The sequence below is a fragment of the Superficieibacter sp. BNK-5 genome (assembly GCF_047456055.1).
In the GTDB taxonomy this organism is placed as follows: domain Bacteria; phylum Pseudomonadota; class Gammaproteobacteria; order Enterobacterales; family Enterobacteriaceae; genus Superficieibacter.
The window spans coordinates 831,240-854,220 of the sequence record NZ_CP179893.1 but is presented as its reverse complement, the minus strand read 5'-3'; the positions used below and the strand labels follow the sequence as shown (position 1 = coordinate 854,220).

Genomic DNA, 22,981 nt, shown 5'->3' with positions numbered 1-22,981 from the left:
ATACAATATTGGCTAAATTCCCCAGGCCGGAGAAGTATCACCCCGGCCTGGCAACAGACTTACTTTGTGACCAGAAGAGAATCCACAGTCTTAATTTCCGGTGATTTATCCAGCGGGATCACTTTGCCGGTTTTGGCTGCATCAACCATCAGCTTCAGGCCAGTGGCACCGATATCCGCCGGATTCTGTGCCACCGTAGCGGTCATCTGTCCGCCATCGACCATCTTACGGGCTTCCGGGATGCCGTCAGTGCCGACCACTAATACCTTTCCGGTCTTACCCGCGTTGGCAACAGCCTGCGCCACGCCCATCGCCATCGTGTCATTCGCGCAGTAAAACGCTTTCAGGTTCGGGTTTCGCTGCAGGACGTTGGTGGCGACGTCGAGTGCTTTGATGCGGTCCCAGTCAGCAGGCTGGCTGGCCACCAGTTTAATCTGGCTGGCTTTTTTGAACGCGCCTGTTGCGCCGTTACGACGGGCTTCACCGGACGCGTTTCCGGCCTTACCCTCAATAATCGCCACTTCACCGCCTTCAGCGCCCAGTTTATTGATAATAAATTCTGCGCCTTTCGCGCCAACAGCAACGTTATCGGTGGTGACGAAGCCTTCGACATTACCACCCGCTTTTTTCAGGTTGTCCATATCGATTTTTTCATCGAGATTGACCAGGTAGATCCCTTTTTTCCACGCGCGGGCTACCGGCATCACCAGATTAACAGAGGAGAGAGGCGCAAACGCAATGCCTTTATAATTCTTGTTGCTTAGATCTTCGAATAACTGTAATTGCGACTGGAAGTCGCCTTCTGATGGTGAGGCAAAAATATCAACGCTGACGCCAAGCGTTTTGGCTTCATCTTCAATTCCCTTTTTCATATCCACCCAAAATGGGTTAGATAATGTTTTTAATACCACAGCGTATTCGGCAGCCGCAAACGCGCTGGTGGATAACATTAGGCCCACGGCAGCACCGCTGAATAATTTCAGATATTTATTCATAACAATGATCTCAATGGTAGGGTAAAGGTGAGTCCATCCTGTCGATGGACTTTATTTTATTTCAGCGCGCCTGGTGAAAAGTAATCAACAATTGCGCCAGTTTTTTTCATATTTAATGTTGCCTGTTCAATGTTTTGTTGCGCCACAGAAACAAAGAATGCATCTAATAAGGTTAACTGTAATATCCGCGCCGAGGCGTTACGCCCTAATAACGGCGTCTCTGGTGCAGGTGAGCAAATAATAAAATCTGCCAGTTTGGCAATCGGCGAGTGATAGCTATGGGTAATACAAATGATCTTCGCACCATTCTTCTTCGCCAGTTCGGTGGCCGATTTTAAATCGCTGGTCCGCCCGGAGTGGGAAACCACCAGTACCACGTCACCTTCCTTCAGCAATGAGGCCGACATCATCATAATGTGGGCGTCCTGGTAAGACTGACAGCGCACGCCAATGCGTAAGAATTTATGATGAATATCGGCACAGATAGCGTTCGATCCACCCACCCCATACAGATCGCGCTGCTTTGCCTGATAGAAAAACCGTGCCGCCCGGTGGATCTCATCCACATTGACGATCGACTGCCCTTCCATAATGGTGCGCAGAGTAATATTAAAGACTTTATTGACCACATCCAGCGGGGCTTCATCAAAGGCAAGCTCAGCGGGCAGAACCTGTTCAGACTGAGAGAAATAGTCCACCAGCGCGCTGCGCAGATTACGAAAACCGCTGAATCCCAGCAGTTTCGATACCTTCACGATCATCGCTTCCGAGACCATCAACGCTTCTGCCACATCTTTTATCGCTGGCGCGTCGCTCAGGTTACCCGGTGACAGCAACCAGTCCACTATCCGGCTTTCATTTCCGGTCATGCCTTCCTGCTTCATCCGCAGGTAAGGGGCCAGGCCGATGCCATTGGGAAGTCCTTGATCAAATTCTGTCTGACTCATTGCTCTGTGTGTCCTTGAAGTGAAGACATCACTATATCACCACAGCGGAAACAATAAATATGTCGGTGACTTCACAAAAATATTAAATTCATAAAGTTTAATTATTTGTGAAGTTTTGAGTTCTGGGGGGGGGGTTTATTTTGATAATAATTCGTTTTAATTCATGATATTGAGTTCAATTTAATCATGGCTGATAGCGGCTTAAACTCTCTAAAATCTCATGAAACAGGCTTGATTTGTGAAATTTTGGCGTGTAGAACAGGCGTCGGCCCCGGTGTTTTTGGGGATTTTATCAACAATGTACCGGTCTTAAATCACAAACTACACCGGGCCAGTAAAGTTTGACGTAAAGCGAGGCAAAGATGAACAAATTGGCGTTGGGTTGCGATCATGTCGGCTTCATCCTTAAACAGGATTTGCTGGCACATCTTCACAGCAAAGGCATTGAGGTTATCGACAAAGGCACATGGTCGGAGGAGCGCACCGACTATCCGCGCTATGCCAGCGCCGTGGCGGAAGCGATCATACAGGGCGAGGTCGACGGTGGGTTGCTCATCTGTGGTACCGGCGTGGGGATATCAATTACCGCGAATAAATTTCCCGGTATTCGGGCAGTCGTGTGTAGCGAACCGTATTCTGCGCAGCTTTCCCGCCAGCATAATAATACGAACGTGCTGGCGTTTGGCTCACGCGTGGTCGGACTGGAGCTGGCAAAAATGATCGTTGATGCCTGGCTGGCGGCGGAATTTGAAGGTGGCCGACATCAGGCGCGGGTGCAGGCTATTTCAGAGATCGAACAGCGACGCGAATAGCATCATCATTATTTTGTGCCACCCGTTTCAACACAGGTAGCGCGTGGGATCGCCATCAGTCGTTCGCCGCTCGTCAGGATCAGATCGATACCCAGCGGCATTGACAAAGGGCGTTCCATTAACGCATGCAGTAAGCACGCCGGCAGTTTCGGCGCGACCATTCGCTCCTCTGCGATCCCACTTCCGGTCAGTCGCAGCATATGCCCACCGCTGAGGCTGGCAACGTCTAAAATCAGCATGGCGTTACCGTCAAAGCGCAAATTCTGCTGCACGACATGATGACTGGCGGTAGCGGGTAACCAGACAGGGGTATCGCTACCGGCAAGCGCCATCAGTCGATTTGCCGTCGCGAGATCGAGCGGATGGTCCAGCGAAATAATCACGCCCGGCTCGCTCAGCGCTTTCATTAAGCGACGGGAGCCTGGCGGGGTGGTCTGCGCGGGCAGGGTAAACGCGGTTTGTAGGGTCATACATTATCTCCGCCAACCAGGGTCAAAAGTCATTCCGGCTGGCTGGCGATTTTACGGCACGGTGACGAGATCATTATTAAATGTGTCGCCTGCTGAGAGGCACATTTATCGTGACAGTTTAAGATGACGGTTTGGTTACGGCGGCATGACCGGGAGATGAAGCCTGGCGGGGAAAGTATCAGGCGGACAGGGCATGCCCGCCTTGAGGATCAGTTCTTTTTCACAAACTCGGATTTCAGCTTCATCGGGCCAAAACCGTCGATTTTACAATCAATGTTGTGATCGCCTTCCACCAGGCGAATATTTTTCACTTTGGTGCCGATTTTCAGCATAGAAGAGCTGCCTTTCACTTTCAGATCTTTCACCACCGTCACGCTGTCACCATCCGCCAGCAGATTGCCATTGGCGTCTTTGACGATCAGCTGGTCGTGATCCTGCGCAGGCTCGGCATCGTTCCATTCATGGGCGCATTCCGGGCAGATGAACATACCGTTATCTTCATAGGTGTATTCGGAATTGCATTGTGGGCAATGGGGAAGTTGCATGTTTTGATCCTCATAAGTGCTTGCAAAACTGGCAGTTAGCCAGGAAAACCCGGCATTTTGCCGGAAAAGGCGGCAATTATACCCTAAATTCCATACTTTTGTTGATGCTATTGTTGGATCTTTATGCGGCGGTTAGCTGCTGTGAAGAGCCGTCCCGACAGCAAAGAGAATTTTTATGGCCGGAAATTGCTACCCTCCACTATTTCAGATATGGTGAGGCTACGCCTTTTCCTCAATAAGAGTGCGATTTCTTGCCAACTACTACTGCCTCTGCGCGTGGTCAGATATACATAGATATATCCGGGTGTTTATTAAAAATGAGCTACGCTGAACATTTTCCTGCCTTTTGAGGAGTATGCTATGTATTGCTCGTCCAGCTTCAAAAAAATATATTAGCTAATGCCAGCGGGTATTATGACGTTAAAACTATTTGCCATATAAAAATTATAGAAATCTAAAATTGGTAATAAAAAGTCTGACAAATAAAATCAATAAAATTTGCGTTAAGGGAAGACTTTAACCATGAACACACAGACAATCTATGAATTAAGCCAGGAAGCTGAACGCCTGTTGCAGCTCGCGCAGCATCATTTACAGGCGATAAAAATTCCGCTCCCCGAAGCCCTGGATAACGTGCCTACTACTAATGGTAGCCAGTATCAGCATCATTTTAGTGCACGAGGCGTAGAGACTCAGCAAGCCGCATTAAATAACGAATTACGTAAAATTACCCGTCTGGAAATGGTACTGGCGATTGTCGGCACAATGAAAGCCGGTAAATCCACTACCATTAACGCTATTGTCGGTACGGAGGTTTTACCTAATCGTAATCGTCCAATGACGGCATTACCCACCCTCATTCGCCATACTTCAGGTCAGAAAGAGCCTGTTTTGCATTTCTCGCATGTTGCTCCCATTGAAAAGCTGATGCATGAGTTACAGGGTAGCCTGAGGCTGGTTGAGCGGGAAACGCTGGCTCAACACCTTGAAATCGATAAAGATATGGCATTGCTATTAGAAAGTATTATTAACGGCGTGGCATTTGAAAAACATTATCTTGGTGCCGAACCTATTTTTCACTTTCTAAAAAGCCTCAATGACCTCGTCAGACTATCACGAGCGTTAAATGTTGATTTTCCCTTCTCTGATTATGCCGCGATTGAGCATATCCCGGTAATTGAAGTTGAGTTTATTCATTTATCCGGGCTGGAAACCCATCCGGGGCAACTGACGTTGCTGGATACGCCAGGGCCAAATGAGGCCGGACAACCACATCTGCAAAAAATGCTTAATGAGCAACTGGCGCGCGCCTCAGCAGTGCTGGCGGTGATGGACTACACCCAGCTTAAGTCGATTTCGGATCACGAGGTGCGACAGGCGATCTCTGCCGTGGGTAAATCGGTTCCGCTCTATGCGCTGGTGAATAAGTTCGATCAAAAGGATCGTAATAGCGACGATGCCGAGCAGGTGCGTGCGCTCATCTCCGGTACACTGATGAAAGGAATGATTGCACCGGGACAGATCTTCCCCGTCTCTTCCATGTGGGGTTATCTGGCCAATCGCGCACGTTACGAGCTGACAACATACGGTAAGCTGCCCAATCCGGATGAACAACGTTGGGTGCAGGATTTTGCCGAGGCGGCGCTTGGGCGGCGCTGGCGTACTGCCGATTTGGATGATATTGAACATATCCGCCATGCCGCCGATCTGCTGTGGGAGGACTCGCTTTTCGAACTGCCGATCATGAGCCTTCTGCATGCGGCGCACGCCAACGCGTCTCTCTATGCCTTACGATCCGCCTCACATAAATTGCTGAACTATGCGCAAAGCGCCCGGGAATATCTTGAGTTCCGCCATCAGGGACTGACAGTCACCTTCGAGGAATTGCAGCGTAGCATTACCTTACTGGAAGAGGACATGGCGCAATTGCGGCTGAAGCACGAAGACGTCCGTGATGAGATCAACCATGAAGTTGAGCAGTTGCTCGCCACGGTGACCGATTTTGTTGGCAGGCAGCAGCGCGAGACCCGGCGCGAGATTGAAGAGAGTTTCAGGCCAGTGCGTTTGCTTAGCCTGGGGAGCCTCAGTCATGGCGACTTCCGTCAGGATAATGAGACCGGACACAAGCAACTGGTGCTGAGTAACGAAGGCCAGGCGCAGATTATGCTGAGTAAAGTTCGGATGGCTTGTGAAACCACGCTCGCGGCGGCACAAGAAACGGCATCACGCGAATTAACGTCACGTTTTAGCCAGTTAGAATCCACCTTGACGCGCACGCTCAACGATACGCTGCGGCCCATAGAGCAACGGGTAAAACAAGAACTCAGTCAATCGGGTTTTGGCGTGCGGATCGGTATGCCTGCGTTTCAGACCAGTAACGTGAGTTTCAATGCGCCACAATTATTTAACGATGTCATTGTTGCCGAAGAGAACGACGGTGACGCGCCGACACGGACGTCTGGCATGCGAGAAGCAGTGTCGCGCTGGCTGAATAACCCCAACTGGGGCTGGGATGATTATGTTATTTCCACAACGCGCTATATCATTGACCTGACTGCGCTGGAGAAAAAACTTACCCGCCACGTTGATGATTTTTACACGCAACTCATCACCACCGTAACCACGCAAGTGGCGCTTTCCGTCTCGTCAGGAATGAATGCCTTTTTCAATGAGTTTTCACAAACGCTCAGCGGATTACAAAACAGTTTGCAGGACAGTCTGGCCTTGCGTCAGCAGCGTGAATCGACGGTCAAGGCATTGCATCAGCAACTGCAACACAGTTTGACCACCGTGCGGTGGATCCAGGAGGACGCGCGTTTGCTGCGCGACGATATTCAAACTCTTTTTGCGGCTGAAAAACCATGAATACGCCATTACTGGATGGGCCTGCGCGCCCGCTTGAATCTGTTCATGCAAAATTTATCGTCGAACTGGTATTGGGGATTGATAATCCCCGGCAGACGGCAATTGCCCCTCAGCAGTTACGTTTTCGCGAACGCTTAATGAGTGACATCATGGTTCAGGCACAACTCCGATCCTGGACAATGGTGGATGCGCTCAGTGAAAATCCGGCGATGCGGGTGGGGCTGGCGGATAAGCTGGCCAGCACGCTGGATCCAGGTTATCTGGCGTTAACTAAAATGGGACACCATCTGCATATCCTGCAACAAAAGGGCAATGAGACGCCCGGCGTGCTGCAACTCTATGCCACTACGGGTGAGCGTTTTCTCCGCCGTGCAGAACATAAACAGCGTGCATTATCCCGGCGCGGTCTGATGGTGCAGGCGGGTGAACATAGTGAGCAAGTTTTTACCCGATGGCATGCCGGAAGCTACAGCGGTTGGTCGCTGGCGGGCCGCTGTTTCGTCGCGCTGGAAGAACTGCGCTGGGGGGCGTTCGGCGATGCCTGCCGCCTGGCAACCGGGGAGGCGAAAGCGCTACTGATGGATAATTTGCGCGCGACGGCCACTCAGTACCTGGCGCAAAGCATTAACGCCGCGCCCGCTACACGTCATTTTTATCATCAATGGCTGAGCACGCCGGTGACTCCCGCACCGATGGATCATAAAGAGATGCTGTGCTGGCTTGGCAGCGCCTGCGACAGCGAGCGGCACCCGGTGAGCTGGTCGGTCACGCAGACCTGGCAGACTATCGCGCTGGGCATGCCGCGACTATGTTCAGCCATGCGACTGGCCGTAGCTATGGTCGATGAAATTTTTCAGGAGGAAAATTTTTTCGCCGGCGCATAAGGCCGCTTCTCATCTTATTTTTCGCAACACGATAAACCCCGTTAAAGTACCTGACTGAATTTCGTGAAGTTGATCACGTTTTTAAACGCTGGTAGGGTAGATGCATTATTCATGGCGTGAATGTGTTTGGTTGTGCAGGCTTTGGTCAGCCAGCATAAGTAAACCTGCTACGCTTGAAGTGTGGATTGACGATCATGAAGCACCGCTCGCGAACAACCGCCGTCGTCAAAGGTTGACGATGCGTTTGCGTTGCTCATTCAGGGCGAAAGTTAACGAGGATAACTATGCTTAAAAGGAAAAAAGTAAAGCCAATCACCCTGCGCGATGTCACCATCATTGATGATGCCAAACTGCGTAAAGCAATTACCGCAGCTTCGCTCGGTAATGCGATGGAGTGGTTTGATTTCGGCGTTTATGGATTTGTCGCTTATGCGTTGGGTAAGGTCTTTTTCCCGGATGCCAACCCCAGCGTGCAGATGATCGCCGCGCTCGGGACCTTCTCTGTTCCCTTCCTGATTCGCCCGCTGGGCGGCCTGTTCTTCGGGATGCTTGGCGACAAATACGGTCGGCAAAAGATACTCTCTATCACCATTATTATCATGTCGGTCAGTACGTTCTGCATCGGCCTGATCCCCTCCTATGAATCGATTGGCATCTGGGCTCCGATACTACTGCTGCTCTGTAAGATGGCGCAGGGCTTCTCCGTCGGCGGCGAATACACCGGCGCGTCCATCTTTGTGGCCGAATACTCTCCCGACCGTAAACGTGGGTTTATGGGCAGTTGGCTGGACTTCGGTTCCATCGCCGGGTTTGTGCTCGGGGCAGGGATCGTGGTGCTGCTGTCGGCCATTGTGGGTGAAATTAACTTCCTTGACTGGGGCTGGCGTATTCCGTTCTTCCTGGCGCTACCGCTGGGTCTGATTGGTCTCTATCTGCGTCATGCGCTGGAAGAGACACCGGCATTCCAGCAGCATGTCGATAAGCTTGAACAGGGCGATCGTCAGGGGCTGCAGGAAGGTCCGAAAGTGTCCTTTAAGGAAATCGCTACCAAACACTGGCGCAGCCTGCTGACCTGTATTGGTCTGGTCATCGCGACCAACGTGACCTATTACATGCTGCTTACCTACATGCCGAGCTACCTGTCGCATAACCTGCACTATTCGGAAGATCATGGGGTGCTGATTATCATCGCTATCATGATCGGCATGCTGTTTGTTCAGCCCATTATGGGACTGCTGAGTGACCGTTTTGGCCGTCGTCCCTTCGTGCTGTTGGGTAGTATCGCGCTGTTTGCTCTGGCCATCCCGGCGTTCATCCTGATCAATAGTGATGTCCTCGGCTTGATCTTTGCCGGTCTGCTGATCCTGGCGGTTGTGCTGAACTGCTTCACCGGGGTGATGGCCTCAACGCTGCCGGCGATGTTCCCGACGCACCTGCGTTACAGTGCGCTTGCCAGCTCGTTTAACATCTCGATCCTGATTGCCGGTCTGACGCCGACGCTGGCCGCCTGGCTGGTGGAAAGCACGCAGAACCTGATGATGCCGGCGTATTATCTGATGGTCGTCGCGGCGATTGGCTTGATTACCGGCCTGACCATGAAGGAAACTGCGAATCTGCCGCTAAAAGGCGCTACGCCTGCGGCGTCTGACCTCCAGGAAGCGAAGGAAATTCTTCAGGAGCATCACGATAACATCGAGCAGAAAATTGAAGATATCGACAAAGAGATTGCCGATCTTCAGGAAAAACGTTCGCGTCTGGTGCAGCAGCACCCGGAGATTAACGACTAAATCGTTCGCTTTTCTAGTCAACAAAGCCCGGCCGCGCGCCGGGCTTTTTCGTTTCTGCCGCCTCTGTAACATCTCGCATTAGCTATTATGGATAGAATTTGCGATGATAAAAAGAGAAGTGGACGGACCACAAATAAGGATTTGGTCAGTCCAGACGGTAAGCCTAAGCGAGCGTGACAACCATGAGATTATACCAGGAGATTGGGCAAAAATTACGCGATGCCATCCAGAAGGGCGCTTATAAAGCCGGGGACAAACTTCCCGCCGAGCGTGACATTGCGGCTCAGTTTAGCGTCAGTCGTAGCGTGGTCAGAGAAGCACTTATCCTTCTTGAACTAGAGCACTGCGTGGAAATTCGCAAAGGGTCCGGCGTATATGTCCTGCCAGCATCCTCCACGGTTGTACCGTCTGAGGCATCGGATAGCATCAGTTGCGGCATCTTTGAACTGCTTCAGGCCCGGCAGCTTCTGGAGAGTGAAATTGCCGGATTTGCTGCTCTTCAGGCTACTAAGAATGACATCGTTGAACTGCGTAAAGCCGTTGAACTGGAGCGGGAGCAACTCTCCTCCGGCATCATCGCCGACGATACTGATGAGCATTTTCACTATCTGGTCGCTATGGCGACGCAAAACGCCGCGCTGGTGGCTATTGTCCAGGAAAGCTGGAAGCTGCGTCATCGTTCTGGCATGTGGCAGAACCATCACCATGATACCAGTGATTTTAGCGCGCGCTGGGCGTGGTTTGAGGATCGGCTGCGTATTCTGCAGGCTATCCAGCATCGCGATGCTGCTGCCGCAAAACAGGCGATGTGGCAGCATATCGAAAATGTGAAGAACAAAATGCTGACGCTGGCGGACCTTTCCGCTGCGGATTTTGACGGTTATCTGTTCACTTCTACGCCGCTGGAAAATAAAAAATCGCTGTAACGGTATTATTGGTCAGGCCAAAATGGTGTTGTACGCTAAGTTGACTGACCAATTATGTGCCCCGCCTCACACTCTGCGCCTAAGCGCCTTTACCGCTGGCAAAAACCTCTATTAAGCTCATTTTATCGCCTTCACCCGGTTTAGCCGATCATCTGGAGAGTAATACTATGCGCTATTAATATCGTCCTGAATAAATCTTTTCCCGTTAGTTATTTCTTTGGCGAATTTGCTTTGTTAAGCGAAGGGCTGCCCTGTATTCATTATAAGAGAATGGCCTATGACCGATTACGCGCTCTCTAAATATTTACCGCTTAGAAATATAATTACTTTCGATAATTTTAATCATGGCCATTGCGGCTGGTTAGATCTGCGGCCTAATTTTGTTAAAGCCGGTTTCGCGCCGCATTCGGAAGAAATCGACCTTATTCATTGGGGACCGACAATGCTTTCCTCCGCCACGTTTCCAATGATGGGAACGCATGGCGCAATGAGCGGTAGCCGCTCCCTCAAGTTAACGACCCGGGCCAATAGCGCGCCCATCGACCAGCCGCCCGCGCCGGGCAGTATGGGGCTGGCGATTAAACGTATGGCGGTTCCCGGCAGCCTGCATCTACTCCAACTCGAAGCCTGGTTTACCTTTACGCCGGAGCCTTCCGTGGCCGGACTTGGCGACCGCGATGTGCGCGCCTTTGGCTGCTTTATCGATCTACAAAGCCAGCAAAACCGCTGGATGCCGGGAGTGCGCTATGTCAACAGCGCCGATGGCGAATACATTAAGCGCTGGCAATATTTCCGGGTTAATGAGGGTGTCGATCACCGCCGCTGGAACTATGGCCACGACGGCTGGCATAAGGTCGGCGTTGACAGCCAGTGGTATGGGCAGCGCCAGGCGGACGGGTCCGCCGATGGTTTTCAGTGGATTGAGGATGGGCATCAGGATCTGGTCGCTAATGAAGCCGATGATAAAATTAACTGGATGTATATGCGTTTAACGGTGGACGTATCCCGCAGAGAATATGTGGAATTACAGTGCATGGATAAGGTTATGGATCTCCGGGGAAAACAACCGACGCTGGCACCGGAATATAAAGGCATTACCGGTTTGCTTAATCCGGTATTTTTTATTGAAACGGGCGCTAACCGACGCGTTTTTCTTTATCTGGATTCCGTGGTTTTATCCACCGATGATTACCTTAATCGTCAGGCGTGAGGATGAATTAATGAAAGAGTTTTATACCTCGGTCGTGGAATTACGCCAGCCGATTAAAAATAGCTTTTTAACTGAACCTTACGAATGCGGGTGGGCAAACGAAGCGCTGTTTTTTTTGACCATTCATCCGGAACAGGCGGATTTCACGCAAATAGTGGTCAGGCCAAAAATATCGCCTGACGGGATCCACTGGCTTGATGCGCCCGGTGAAACTGCAGTTGTCGATAAACCAGGGATGATTGCCATTGCTCAATCTCATTTTGGCGGTTGGCTGTGCCTCGAACTTTCGCTATCAGGTGAGGCGCAGACGGCCATGATCACATTACATCTCGCACTGAAGGGGTAAGCCATGTCTAATGCAAAACGTTCGGCGCTGGCCTCTACTGTAGGCACCGCGCTTGAGTGGTATGATTTCGCGCTTTATGGCATGGCCAGTGCGCTGATATTCCCTTATGTCTTCTTTCCGGAAATGAGCGGCGCATACGGTATTCTGGCCTCGTTTGCCACCTTCGGCGTGGGGTTCTTTGCCCGACCTTTCGGCGGTCTGATCGTGGGGTCGCTCGGCGACAAACTGGGACGACGGGGCATGCTCTTTTTCACCCTGGTATTAATGGCGGTGTCCACCACGCTGATTGGTTTGATTCCGGCTTATCACACCATCGGTCTGTGGGCACCGATTCTGCTGGTCATTTGCCGCCTGGGGCAGGGTTTCGCGGCGGGCGGGGAGTATTCCGGCGCAGTATTGCTTTCAGCGGAACATGCCGGGAAAAAGAACCGCGGGCTGTTTGCCTCCATTCCGGGGGCGGGTAATGCGCTGGGATCGATCATTGCCAGCCTGGCGATCATCGCCGTCCAGCAGATGCCGCGTGAAGAGATGATTAGCTGGGGATGGCGCGTTCCGTTTGTCGCCTCATTCATTATCGGGATTGTGGGGATTTGGATCCGAACCGGCGTGGCGGAAAGCCCTGAGTTTAAGGCGGTTAAAGCCACGGATGCCCCTAAACGTCTGCCGCTGGTCGAAGTATTTCAGCGTAAACCGCGCAATTTTATCGGCGCTTTCCTGTTAAGCATCGGACCTAATGTTACCTCCTATCTTCCCTCGGCATTCGCATTGACCTATCTGGTCGTCCATGTCGGCGTGGATAAAAGCGTCGGCGTCATGGGGGTGATGATCTGCAATTTCATTAAATTCATTACCGTCCCTGCCGCAGGAGCCTTCAGCGACAAATTTGGCGCCAGAAAGGTTTTCCTGGCCGGTGCAGTGGGGCTGGGCGTATTGATTGTGCCATTTTTCCTGCTGCTGAATACCGGCGAGCAGGGGCTTATCTGGCTGGGGATGTTCCTCATCTACTGCGCCTGTAATGACGCGATGCTGGGCGCGCAGGCGGCGATGCTATCGGAAGCTTTCCCCGCGCATATACGTTATACCGGAATGGCGGGCAGTCGCGAGCTGGCCGGGGCGGCGGCCGGCGGGACGTTGCCGTTTATCGCCGTCGCCCTGCAAAGCAGTGCGGGCGGTGCCTGGTGGCCTATCGCGTTTTACGCCATTGTACTGTCGGTGCTGGCCGCCGTGGGGGCACTGATGCTAAGTCATGGCGACGATAACCATGATGAACTGCGCGTGAAAGGAGCAGTCACCGATCATTAACCGTTGATGCCCGGCACGCCGGGCATCGCCTTAACGCTCGCGAAACGCTTCCGCTCTGGCGCGCAGGATTGGTTTCATCAGGTAAGCAAGGATGGTTTTCTTGCCAGTGATAATATCCACTGAGGCGACCATGCCGGGAATGATTAACAGTGGCTTGCTGTCGCTGCCAAGATGGTTTTTATCGGTACGCAGGCGGATCACGTAGTAGCTTTTACCGTCTTTATCCGTCACCGTATCAGGGCTAATTTGCTCAAGCTTGCCTTCCAGGCCGCCATAAATGGTGTAGTCATAAGCGGTAAATTTGACGATCGCCCGCTGCCCTGGATGCAGGAAGGCGATATCCTGCGGACGGATTTTGGTTTCAATCAGCAGCGTGTCATCCAGCGGCACAATCTCCACCAGGTCATTGCCTGGCTGGATCACGCCGCCGATAGTATTCACTAACAGCTGCTGCACGATACCTCTCACCGGCGAGGTGACCAGCGTGCGGTTGACCCGATCTTCGATCGCCTTGCCCGACGCCTCAATCTTACTCAGATCGGTACGCGCTTCATTCAGTTGTGAAAGGGCATCGCTGCGGTAGCGGCCCCGGGTTTCGGCGATTTTACTCTGGATCTCTTTAATTGCCGCTTCTGCGCCAGGGATCGAAAGCGTTACAGAATCAAGCTGGCCGCGCGTATCGACCTCAGAGCGCTGGAGACGCAGCACTTCTACTTTGGATATCGCGCCCTTAGCCACCAGCGGTACAGACATGGAGATTTCCTGCTGGAGCAGGCGCAGACTGTTACGGAACTGGGCCTGTTTAGCTTTATAATCAAGCAAATCCTGCTTTTTCTGCACCAGTTGCTCGTTTAACCCGGCAATTTCATCCTGAATGCGTTTATTAACGCTGTTAAAGAGGTCGATTTCCCCCTGAGCAATGTCCGGCGCTTGTTTGACGATCTCCGGATTAAGCGTCAGCGTTTGCTGGTCGTTTAACTGTGCGTTAAGACGCTGGATGCGTGCCTGCAACGACAGCCGGTCCGCTTCCGTCTCCCCGGCGTTGGATTTGAATCGCGTATCGTCCAGGCGCAGCAGCGGCGCGCCAGCCTGTACCACTTCCCCTTCATGGACAAACACCTGCGCCACAATTCCGCCCTCCAGGTTTTGCACTTTTTGCAGCCGGGAGGAGGGGATCGCACGTCCTTCGCCGCGCGTCACTTCATCAATGCTGGCGAGCGAGGCCCAGATAATCAGCGCCAGAAAGAAGGCGAAAATTGCCCATAGCGTAATACGCACCACGCGAGGCGAGTCGTCCAGCAGAGCCTTATTCACTTCACTGGTGGAGAACTGATTCGCTTTTTTATCGCCGGAGAGCCAGCTCAGCAGACGGTTAGCGGTTCGCATGGATCTGTCCTTTTTTCAGCGCGCTCATCACGCTCTCTTTCGGTCCGTCGGCAATAATTTTACCGTTATCCAGAATAATCAGCCGATCAACCAGCGACAGCAGGGAGGCGCGATGCGTGACCAGCAGCAGGGTTTTTTGACTGACCAACGTTGCCAGTGCTTTTTTAATCAGATCTTCGCTGGTGTTATCCATTGAACTGGTGGGTTCGTCCATCAAGAGCACGGGAGGATCGAGCAGCAGCGAGCGCGCAAGGGTCACCGCCTGGCGCTGACCGCCGGAGAGATTTATCCCGCGTTCGCCCACCTGCATACTGTAACCAGACGGGTGGCGGCGGGCGAACTCGTGGACGCCGCTGATTTGCGCCGCGCGCAGCATGGTTTCTTCATCGACATAGCTCGCGCCGAAGACCAGATTGTCGCGTAGCGTACCGCTGAACAGATGCACATCCTGCGGCGCATAGCCGATGTTATGCCGCAGATCGTGCACGTCAATTTGCCGGGCATCGATACCATCAATCAGCACGCTGCCCGCATCCGGCTGGTAAAAGCCGAGCAGCAGCTTCGCCAGCGAGCTTTTACCCGATCCGCTGCGCCCGATAATCCCCACCTTTTCACCGGGGGCGATACTCAGCGACACATTGACCAGCGCGGCATTCTGGTTATCGGGATAGCTGAACGTTACGTCGCGCAACTCAATCGCGCCGGAGAGCGTTTCGCGTTTTAACGGCACCTCAACCTGCTCACTTTCCTGTTCCAGCGACATCATGCGGTCGATGGTCGTTTTGGTCATACTGGCGCGCTGGTAGCGGGTGACCAGGCTGCAAAGATGGCTGACCGGGATCATCGCGCGGCGGGTCAACAAATAGCAGGCAATCAGCCCGCCCATGCTCAAATTGCCGCCGATAATGATATAGACCCCGGCCACCACGATACTTACACCGCAGACCTGCTGCAGCCAGGTAGTGAAATTCACCGCCACGTAAGAGAGGGACTTCACCCGCATCTCCAGCTTGCTGAGCTGACCGATTATCTGCTCCCACTGGTACTGGCGATCGCTCTGGGCGTTATTGATCTTAATGGCATCCAGGCCGCTCAGCGTTTCAATCAGCATTGCCTGGCGCTCGTTGGCGAGCTTATAGGTTTTTTCGATCGTGGACAGTAGCGGGCGTTGAATAGCCCAGTTCACCAGCAGCGCGACGGGATAAGCCAGCAGCGGAATAAACACCAGCGGGCCGCCAATGATGCCAATTACCAGCAGGATCAGCAGGGTAAAGGGCAGGTCAATCAGCGCAGTCAGCGTTAGCGATGAGAGAAAATCGCGCAGCGACTGGAATTCCTGAAAATTCTGCGCGAAGCTGCCGACGCGTTTGGGGCGCGTCTTTATTTTCATTCCCAGAAGACGTTCAAACAGCGCGGCGGAAACAATAAGATCGGTCTTTTTCCCCGCCAGATCGAGGCAGACACTGCGTAAAATCTTGAGGATAAAATCAAACACAAACGCAATCGTAATGCCAATCGCCAGCACCCACAACGTAGCGGTGGCCTGATTGGGTACCACGCGATCATAGACGTTCATCACGAACAGCGGTGTCGACAGGGCGATGATATTAATAATAAAACTGGCGACTACCGCATCTACATACAGCAAGCGGGAGAGCTTTAACGTATCCCGGAACCAGTTCTTTGTGCGCGGGATCGTCGCGGTCGGCTGGGTATCATACTCATGCTCCGGCTGGATAAAAATTGCCTTGCCTGCATAGTTTTCCGCAAGCGTCTCGCGCGGCACGCGGATCTCGCCGCCTTCCGTTTCACTCGGCAGCAGACGCGCCTGACCCTGTTCATCCCACCCGAGCAGCACGGCGGCGCGATCGTGGGTTAACAGCACAATGGCCGGTAGCGAAAGCGCGGTTATCTTCTCAAGCGGACGCTGGATCGCCCTGGCTTTCAGCCCGGCGCGCTGCGCCGCGCGGGGAAGCGTACTGAGCGTCAGGGTATGCGCCGACAGCGGTAGACCGGCAGTAAGTATCGTCCTTGTTGTCATAATGCCGTGCAGCTTGCACATCACCAGCAAACAATCTAACAGCGGATCGTCATGATGCTGTCGCGGGTCGTTTTTTATTGCGTTATCAACAGGAGCGTCTGAGATATCCTGGATATCGGGGTAAGCAGCCATAACCTGACCTTTATTACCGTTGGCAGATCCAACGCAGGCATAAGTAAAAACGGGTTATTTCCGCAGCCAGTACGTGAAATAACCCATCAGATCTTTTTAATATAAAATTTATTTAAGTTCCGGTAACTCGTTTTTTGACGTTTGCATATTATCCAACGGCTGTGCGGCGGATGGCGGTTGGATATTTAGCGTTTTCAACAATAAACCGGTCCGGGCGCTAATACGATAGGTATTAAACATCTCGGTAAATTGTAACTCAACATAGCGCCGCTGGGCGGTAAAGACTTCGTTCTCACTGTCCAGCATATCCAGCAGAGTACGATCGCCGAGGCTAAATTGTTCCTGGTAGGCGGTACGCACGGTCATACTGCGATCCGCATACTCTTTAGCGATCGGCACCTGTTTCTCGGCGTTTTGCAGTGCGTTCCACGACAGACGCAGCTCTTCATTCAACTGGCGCAGGGCGTTATTGCGGATGTCTTCCGCCTCTTTCATTTTATAGGCGTAGGAAGTCAGGGTGGCCTTATCGCTGCCGCCGTTATACAGGTTGTAGCGCATCCGCACCATTGCCTGCCACTCCTGATCGTGACCGCGCGTGCCGTCGATATTGTTATTCATTGTCCTGCCCACTTCCATGTTCACATCAGGATAAAAGCGGGACTTCTGGGCTTCATACTGCTGATGGGTCGCCTCGACGTCTGCCGCTGCCTGTTTTAACAGCGGGCTGTTTTCCAGCATGTCGCGCTTCGCTTCTTCCAGCGACGCGGGCACCGGGAACTTCATCGGCATGGTCAGATCGACTGGCTCGGTGCCGGTAACGCTCTGATAATTGGCCTTCGCGTCTTCCAGATTGGTCTGTTCGGTCAACAGGTTGTTCCGGGCCTGCGCCAGACGAGCTTCCGCCTGTTCATAGTCGGCCTGACGGCCAACACCCTGCTCGGTACGCAACCGAATCTGATCGAACACACGTTCGTGATTTTTCAGATTCTCTTCTGCCAGCGTGACCATTTTCTGCCGCATCAGCACGCCAATATAAGTCTGCACGGCGGTCAGCGCGGTATTTTCGCTGGTATTCAGCACCGTCCAGGCGCGTGAGTTTACCGTCGCTTTCTGGCGGGCAACCTCGCTGGTGGTCGCAAAACCGTTAAACAGGTTCTGGGTCAGCGTAATGCTGGATTCACTGCGGTTCAGATCGCGCTGATGATCGCCTTGCGCGCGCGTGGTGGCGTTATCTGTCTGCTCCCAGCCAGTTCCAGCCTGTACATCCAGCGACGGCAGATAACCGCCCTGCGCCGAACGCAGATCCTGATCCGCGGAATAACGGCTATTGGACGATGAGCTGACTTCCGGATGCCAGGCCAGCGTATCTTTAATCGCTTTTTCGAGCGTCGTGGCATGTGCCGCACTCAGCGCCAGCAGCGAAAGGGATATCCCCGATAATAATTGGCTGCGATATTTCATAGGTCGTCCTTTGCTAACGATCATTTCCCTGAGTAGTGGCCTTTGCCCATCAGAGATGATGTCTTCAGATAATTAACTTTTCATTCCCTGTTCTGATAAAACAGGGAGGATTCATGCCCAGGCACCAGCCTGGATGCCGTTATCCTCTCCGCCAGGTGGGATAACGGCAGATATAATCAACTGTGCAGTTCTTCCGGTTTCGCTATCAGGTTTTCGACCAGCGACTCGTCAACGGCATGATAGCTTTCGGCGATACTCGCATCAGGCACCGCAGGTATATTTGCCTCCACACCCGCGCTGTGATCTGTCTCTGCTGCTGGCCCCGGTTCGATCGTCGGGATCAGAGTGGTGAGATCTTTGCCGTCATCCGCATCGCTGACGACATCGCTGAGCTGGATCGGATCGTCCGCTGTCAGGATCGAGGCGACAGCGTGATCGGCCTCAGCGTGGTCGCCTGTCGCCGTCTGGGCATGCTCTGGGGTAGTGGCGTGATCGTCCTGACCATCGTCCAGCAGATTGCTAAGCGAGGTATCCTCAGGCGTGGCCGTCTGTGTTTCTGGCGAGGTCGTTGCGGTGCTGATCGGCTGTGGATCCTGGCTCAGATGTAGCTCGCTATCATCAATTAGCCCGGCGGTCTGATGATCTTCCTCAGCCGTTACTGGCTCGTTCTGCGTTGCCTCATGACTGTCACTTTGCGTTTCCGCCTGGCGACTGTGATCGTCCGTTTGCTCGTGGGTATCTGCATGATCGTGTGACGTGTCGGTACTATCTTCATGCGACATCATCAACGTATGGGCGGTCGCATCACTATGATGCTCATCGGCGGTGACTGCCGAATCGCTGTTATCATAATGGGTGCCGTTTTCACCATTAATGGTAAATTCAGTTTGATGCTGATCGGCTACGGTAGAATCAACGCTCAGCGTGATATCGCCCAGCTTGCTCTGACCCTCCGGCAAATCCACCGTCAATTGACCATCAAACGTCGAACCGTTCAGCGTCAGGGTATAGACACCGTTATCCCAGCTCACCGCACTATGATTACCGGTAAATGTCGCCCCTTCAGGAATACCGGTGAGGGTAATCTGGGTGAGATGGGCATCCGTGATATCGCTGGTCAGCGCCAGATGAATATCCACGGTGATATGCTGAACCGTGTTGGTGGTTACCGTCGTCGTTGTGGTTCCCGACGACGAGGTTGTACCGTTGCCAAAAATCACGCCTTCAATATGGTTGGCATTTTCATACAGCCCCTTACCGGTGGTTTTATCGGTAATTTTCAGGCCGTCATAAGTGTTATTCTGCGTGCTGGCATTATTATTCGAGCTATAACTAACGTTGTAATTCTCGCTATTTCCCGAAACAAAAATATAGTCTTTTCCGGCATCGCCCTGCGCAACACCGCCGTTACCGGTAATGCCCTTCAGTTCCCTGAACTGCGCCTGACTCGGCTGCCAGTCACCCTGCTGGTAATAGCCCCCGGTATGGCCGCTAACGACAAAAATATCGCTATAGCCTTTGGCGGCGTCGTCGGTGTTCGCATTACTGGACTGATCGTAATATTTAATCTGCGAAGCGTTATCGTGTGCAGGCACGCTATCGCCCGCGATTTTGCCATCCGGACTGGTCGGGGTTAGCCACACCCGAACGTTTGAGCCAATGGCAACAATCTTGCCATCCTGAATATCGAAACCGTTGGGATCCTTGCTGCCACCATTGATATGGATGACTTCACTGCCTGTTTGTACCGTGTTTTGGGCAACGTCGACTTTGACGTCGAGATCGGTGTGGGAGTCGGAATCGGCGTCGGCGTCGGCATCGGCATCGGCGTCCGCGTCGGCATCTGCGTCAGAATCTGCATCGGCGTCAGCATCAGCGTCCGCGTCGGCATCCGCATCGGCGTCGGAATCTGCATCAGCGTCAGCATCTGAATCGGCATCAGAATCGGCGTCGGCGTCCGCATCAGAATCCGCGTCGGCATCAGCGTCTGCATCTGAATCGGCATCGGCGTCGGAATCTGCGTCCGCATCGGCATCCGCGTCAGAATCAGCGTCTGCATCCGCATCGGCGTCCGCATCAGCATCTGCATCTGAGTCGGAATCGGCATCAGCGTCTGCATCGGCGTCGGAATCGGCGTCCGCATCGGCATCTGAGTCAGCATCTGAATCGGCATCTGCATCCGCGTCAGCGTCCGCATCTGCATCCGCGTCAGCGTCGGCGTCCGCATCAGCATCCGCATCTGAGTCGGAATCGGCGTCCGCGTCGGAATCTGCGTCTGCATCGGCGTCGGCGTCCGCATCAGCATCAGCGTCTGCATCGGCGTCAGCGTCGGCATCAGAGTCTGAATCAGCGTCTGCATCTGCGTCGGCGTCGGCGTCTGCGTCGGCGTCTGCGTCGGCATCAGCGTCAGCATCTGAATCGGCATCGGCGTCGGAATCTGCGTCCGCATCGGCGTCAGCGTCAGCATCTGCGTCTGCATCGGCGTCCGCATCAGCATCCGCATCTGAATCGGAATCGGCATCAGCGTCCGCGTCAGAGTCTGCATCTGCATCGGCATCGGCATCCGCATCTGCGTCAGAATCTGCATCGGCGTCAGCATCAGCGTCCGCGTCGGCATCCGCATCGGCGTCGGAATCTGCATCAGCGTCAGCATCTGAATCGGCATCAGAATCGGCGTCGGCGTCCGCATCAGAATCCGCGTCGGCATCAGCGTCTGCATCTGAATCGGCATCGGCGTCGGAATCTGCGTCCGCATCGGCGTCTGCATCAGCATCCGCATCTGAGTCGGAATCGGCATCAGCGTCCGCGTCTGCATCTGAGTCGGCGTCAGCATCGGCGTCGGCATCTGAATCAGCGTCAGAGTCTGCATCTGAGTCGGCGTCAGCATCGGCGTCGGCATCTGAATCAGCGTCGGCGTCGGCGTCGGAATCTGCGTCCGCATCGGCGTCTGCGTCGGCATCTGAATCAGCGTCGGCATCAGCGTCAGCATCTGAATCGGCGTCTGCGTCGGCATCGGCATCCGCGTCAGAATCAGCGTCTGCATCCGCATCGGCGTCCGCATCAGCATCTGCATCTGAGTCGGAATCGGCATCAGCGTCTGCATCGGCGTCGGAATCGGCGTCCGCATCGGCATCTGAGTCAGCATCTGAATCGGCATCTGCATCCGCGTCAGCGTCGGCATCTGCATCCGCGTCAGCGTCGGCGTCCGCATCAGCATCCGCATCTGAGTCGGAATCGGCGTCCGCGTCGGAATCTGCGTCTGCATCGGCGTCGGCGTCCGCATCAGCATCAGCGTCTGCATCGGCGTCAGCGTCGGCATCAGAGTCTGAATCAGCGTCTGCATCTGCGTCGGCGTCGGCGTCTGCGTCGGCGTCTGCGTCGGCGTCTGCGTCGGCGTCTGCATCGGCGTCTGCATCGGCGTCTGCATCGGCGTCTGCATCGGCGTCCGCATCAGCATCAGCATCCGCATCTGAGTCGGAATCGGCATCAGCGTCGGCATCTGAATCGGCATCGGCGTCGGAATCGGCGTCCGCATCGGCGTCAGCGTCAGCATCTGCGTCTGCATCGGCGTCCGCATCAGCATCCGCATCTGAATCGGAATCGGCATCAGCGTCCGCGTCAGAGTCTGCATCTGCATCTGCATCTGCATCGGCATCCGCATCAGCGTCAGCATCTGAATCGGCATCGGTATCGGCATCCGCGTCTGCATCGGCGTCCGCGTCGGCATCAGAATCCGCATCGGCATCAGCGTCTGCATCTGCGTCGGAATCGGCGTCTGCATCTGCGTCGGCGTCGGAATCGGCGTCTGCATCAGCGTCTGCATCGGCGTCAGCGTCGGCATCAGAGTCTGAATCTGCGTCTGCATCGGCGTCAGAATCAGCATCCGCGTCTGCATCTGTGTCGGCGTCTGCATCGGCGTCGGAATCGGCGTCCGCATCAGCATCAGCATCAGCATCAGCATCAGCATCTGAATCGGCATCGGCGTCGGAATCTGCGTCCGCATCGGCGTCTGCGTCGGCATCTGAGTCAGCATCTGAATCGGCATCTGCGTCTGCATCGGCGTCCGCATCCGCATCAGCATCTGAGTCGGAATCGGCATCAGCGTCCGCGTCAGAGTCTGCATCTGCATCCGCATCAGCATCTGAATCGGCATCTGCATCAGCGTCGGCATCAGCGTCAGCGTCGGCATCAGAGTCTGAATCTGCGTCTGCGTCTGCATCGGCGTCAGAATCAGCATCCGCGTCTGCATCTGCGTCGGCGTCTGCATCGGCGTCCGCATCAGCATCAGCATCCGCATCTGAGTCGGAATCGGCATCAGCGTCGGCATCAGCATCTGAATCGGCATCGGCGTCGGAATCTGCGTCCGCATCGGCGTCTGCGTCGGCATCTGAGTCAGCATCTGAATCGGCGTCGGCGTCGGCGTCGGCATCTGCGTCTGCATCGGCGTCCGCATCAGCATCCGCATCTGAGTCGGAATCGGCATCAGCGTCCGCGTCAGAGTCTGCATCTGCATCCGCATCCGCATCCGCATCAGCGTCAGCATCTGAATCGGCATCGGCATCCGCATCTGCGTCTGCATCCGCGTCTGCATCGGTGTCCGCGTCGGCATCAGAATCCGCATCGGCGTCGGCATCAGCGTCTGCATCGGCGTCAGCGTCGGCATCAGAGTCTGCATCAGCGTCAGCGTCGGCATCAGCGTCTGCATCCGCGTCAGCATCAGCATCTGCGTCAGAGTCGGAGTCACTGTCGGAGTCCGAGTCACTGTCAGCATCCCCATCATCCGCATCCAGCAGCGTTAGATCTTCTGGCGGCGTACCATCAGGAAAATCAAGGCCGACGGTGGGGTAACCGGCGGTGGGATCGATGATCTCA

General features: G+C 53.9%; 17 protein-coding genes. 8 read left to right on the top strand and 9 right to left on the bottom strand.

Translation table 11 applies throughout. The features are described from left to right. Nucleotides 1-59: 59 nt before the first annotated feature. Complete coding sequence (gene alsB / locus ACMGGS_RS04125) at nt 60-995, bottom strand: D-allose transporter substrate-binding protein (RefSeq protein ID WP_414165147.1); 936 nt, start codon at nt 993-995, stop codon at nt 60-62. Nucleotides 996-1,051: 56 nt separating this feature from the next. Next, nucleotides 1,052-1,942 (bottom strand): MurR/RpiR family transcriptional regulator, encoded by an 891-nt coding sequence (locus ACMGGS_RS04120; RefSeq protein WP_194207201.1) that lies wholly within the window; start codon nt 1,940-1,942, stop codon nt 1,052-1,054. Nucleotides 1,943-2,304: 362 nt separating this feature from the next. On the opposite strand from ACMGGS_RS04120, the gene rpiB reads away from it, so the two are divergent. Beyond that, the gene (gene rpiB, locus ACMGGS_RS04115) at nt 2,305-2,754 is read left to right on the top strand and encodes a bifunctional allose-6-phosphate isomerase/ribose-5-phosphate isomerase RpiB (protein ID WP_414165146.1); all 450 of its coding nucleotides are present in this window, start codon (nt 2,305-2,307) and stop codon (nt 2,752-2,754) included. A gap of 8 nt (nt 2,755-2,762) precedes the next feature. On the opposite strand, the gene ACMGGS_RS04110 is transcribed toward rpiB, so the two are convergent. Next, nucleotides 2,763-3,224, bottom strand: a complete 462-nt coding sequence (locus tag ACMGGS_RS04110) for a phosphonate C-P lyase system protein PhnH (protein ID WP_414165145.1) — start codon at nt 3,222-3,224, stop codon at nt 2,763-2,765. Nucleotides 3,225-3,433: 209 nt separating this feature from the next. After that, nucleotides 3,434-3,769 (bottom strand): zinc ribbon domain-containing protein YjdM, encoded by a 336-nt coding sequence (locus tag ACMGGS_RS04105; protein WP_176918794.1) that lies wholly within the window; start codon nt 3,767-3,769, stop codon nt 3,434-3,436. A gap of 522 nt (nt 3,770-4,291) precedes the next feature. Here ACMGGS_RS04105 and crfC point away from each other — a divergent pair. The 7 genes from crfC (at nt 4,292) to ACMGGS_RS04070 (ending at nt 13,089) form a co-directional block, all read left to right on the top strand. Next, nucleotides 4,292-6,634: a clamp-binding protein CrfC gene (gene crfC, locus ACMGGS_RS04100; protein ID WP_414165144.1), complete on the top strand. Its 2,343-nt coding sequence runs from the start codon at nt 4,292-4,294 to the stop codon at nt 6,632-6,634. Next, nucleotides 6,631-7,518, top strand: a complete 888-nt coding sequence (locus ACMGGS_RS04095) for a diguanylate cyclase regulator RdcB family protein (RefSeq protein ID WP_414165143.1) — start codon at nt 6,631-6,633, stop codon at nt 7,516-7,518. The genes crfC and ACMGGS_RS04095 overlap by 4 nt, the downstream gene beginning before the upstream one ends. A 284-nt stretch (nt 7,519-7,802) precedes the next feature. Next, on the top strand, nt 7,803-9,305 hold the full coding sequence (gene proP, locus ACMGGS_RS04090; protein ID WP_414165142.1) for a glycine betaine/L-proline transporter ProP: 1,503 nt from the start codon (nt 7,803-7,805) through the stop codon (nt 9,303-9,305). Nucleotides 9,306-9,487: 182 nt separating this feature from the next. Further along, nucleotides 9,488-10,231: a GntR family transcriptional regulator gene (locus ACMGGS_RS04085; RefSeq protein ID WP_414165141.1), complete on the top strand. Its 744-nt coding sequence runs from the start codon at nt 9,488-9,490 to the stop codon at nt 10,229-10,231. A 277-nt stretch (nt 10,232-10,508) separates the two neighbouring features. Then, entirely contained in the window at nt 10,509-11,441 is a 933-nt protein-coding gene (locus ACMGGS_RS04080) for a DUF6772 family protein (RefSeq protein ID WP_414165140.1), read from the top strand. Nucleotides 11,442-11,451: 10 nt separating this feature from the next. Continuing rightward, nucleotides 11,452-11,787: a hypothetical protein gene (locus ACMGGS_RS04075; protein WP_414165139.1), complete on the top strand. Its 336-nt coding sequence runs from the start codon at nt 11,452-11,454 to the stop codon at nt 11,785-11,787. A gap of 3 nt (nt 11,788-11,790) precedes the next feature. Further along, nucleotides 11,791-13,089 carry an MFS transporter gene (locus ACMGGS_RS04070; RefSeq protein ID WP_414165138.1) on the top strand — a complete coding sequence of 433 codons (1,299 nt, stop codon included), beginning with the start codon at nt 11,791-11,793 and terminating at the stop codon, nt 13,087-13,089. A 30-nt stretch (nt 13,090-13,119) separates the two neighbouring features. Here ACMGGS_RS04070 and ACMGGS_RS04065 read toward each other — a convergent pair whose 3' ends face one another. The 5 genes from ACMGGS_RS04065 to ACMGGS_RS04045 all read right to left on the bottom strand — a co-directional run bounded on the left by ACMGGS_RS04065 (nt 13,120) and on the right by ACMGGS_RS04045 (nt 22,880). Next, nucleotides 13,120-14,475: an HlyD family type I secretion periplasmic adaptor subunit gene (locus ACMGGS_RS04065; protein ID WP_414165137.1), complete on the bottom strand. Its 1,356-nt coding sequence runs from the start codon at nt 14,473-14,475 to the stop codon at nt 13,120-13,122. Then, nucleotides 14,462-16,648, bottom strand: a complete 2,187-nt coding sequence (locus ACMGGS_RS04060; protein ID WP_414165136.1) for a type I secretion system permease/ATPase — start codon at nt 16,646-16,648, stop codon at nt 14,462-14,464. The genes ACMGGS_RS04065 and ACMGGS_RS04060 overlap by 14 nt, the downstream gene beginning before the upstream one ends. A gap of 108 nt (nt 16,649-16,756) precedes the next feature. Beyond that, the gene (locus tag ACMGGS_RS04055; RefSeq protein WP_414165135.1) at nt 16,757-18,109 is read right to left on the bottom strand and encodes a TolC family outer membrane protein; all 1,353 of its coding nucleotides are present in this window, start codon (nt 18,107-18,109) and stop codon (nt 16,757-16,759) included. Nucleotides 18,110-18,285: 176 nt separating this feature from the next. Further along, a complete protein-coding gene (locus ACMGGS_RS04050; protein ID WP_414165134.1) occupies nt 18,286-19,752 on the bottom strand; it encodes a hypothetical protein in 1,467 nt (488 codons plus the stop codon). Further along, a complete protein-coding gene (locus tag ACMGGS_RS04045) occupies nt 19,743-22,880 on the bottom strand; it encodes a hypothetical protein (RefSeq protein WP_414165133.1) in 3,138 nt (1,045 codons plus the stop codon). Before ACMGGS_RS04045 ends, ACMGGS_RS04050 begins: the two co-directional genes overlap by 10 nt. Nucleotides 22,881-22,981: the final 101 nt, after the last annotated feature.

Bases quoted from the DNA above. Each gene is read 5' to 3' on its own strand.
- alsB (WP_414165147.1), bottom strand. From the start codon at position 995: ATGAATAAATATCTGAAATTATTCAGCGGTGCTGCCGTGGGCCTAATG.
- ACMGGS_RS04120 (WP_194207201.1), bottom strand. From the start codon at position 1,942: ATGAGTCAGACAGAATTTGATCAAGGACTTCCCAATGGCATCGGCCTG.
- rpiB (WP_414165146.1), top strand. From the start codon at position 2,305: ATGAACAAATTGGCGTTGGGTTGCGATCATGTCGGCTTCATCCTTAAA.
- ACMGGS_RS04110 (WP_414165145.1), bottom strand. From the start codon at position 3,224: ATGACCCTACAAACCGCGTTTACCCTGCCCGCGCAGACCACCCCGCCA.
- ACMGGS_RS04105 (WP_176918794.1), bottom strand. From the start codon at position 3,769: ATGCAACTTCCCCATTGCCCACAATGCAATTCCGAATACACCTATGAA.
- crfC (WP_414165144.1), top strand. From the start codon at position 4,292: ATGAACACACAGACAATCTATGAATTAAGCCAGGAAGCTGAACGCCTG.
- ACMGGS_RS04095 (WP_414165143.1), top strand. From the start codon at position 6,631: ATGAATACGCCATTACTGGATGGGCCTGCGCGCCCGCTTGAATCTGTT.
- proP (WP_414165142.1), top strand. From the start codon at position 7,803: ATGCTTAAAAGGAAAAAAGTAAAGCCAATCACCCTGCGCGATGTCACC.
- ACMGGS_RS04085 (WP_414165141.1), top strand. From the start codon at position 9,488: ATGAGATTATACCAGGAGATTGGGCAAAAATTACGCGATGCCATCCAG.
- ACMGGS_RS04080 (WP_414165140.1), top strand. From the start codon at position 10,509: ATGACCGATTACGCGCTCTCTAAATATTTACCGCTTAGAAATATAATT.
- ACMGGS_RS04075 (WP_414165139.1), top strand. From the start codon at position 11,452: ATGAAAGAGTTTTATACCTCGGTCGTGGAATTACGCCAGCCGATTAAA.
- ACMGGS_RS04070 (WP_414165138.1), top strand. From the start codon at position 11,791: ATGTCTAATGCAAAACGTTCGGCGCTGGCCTCTACTGTAGGCACCGCG.
- ACMGGS_RS04065 (WP_414165137.1), bottom strand. From the start codon at position 14,475: ATGCGAACCGCTAACCGTCTGCTGAGCTGGCTCTCCGGCGATAAAAAA.
- ACMGGS_RS04060 (WP_414165136.1), bottom strand. From the start codon at position 16,648: ATGGCTGCTTACCCCGATATCCAGGATATCTCAGACGCTCCTGTTGAT.
- ACMGGS_RS04055 (WP_414165135.1), bottom strand. From the start codon at position 18,109: ATGAAATATCGCAGCCAATTATTATCGGGGATATCCCTTTCGCTGCTG.
- ACMGGS_RS04045 (WP_414165133.1), bottom strand. From the start codon at position 22,880: ATGCTGACAGTGACTCGGACTCCGACAGTGACTCCGACTCTGACGCAG.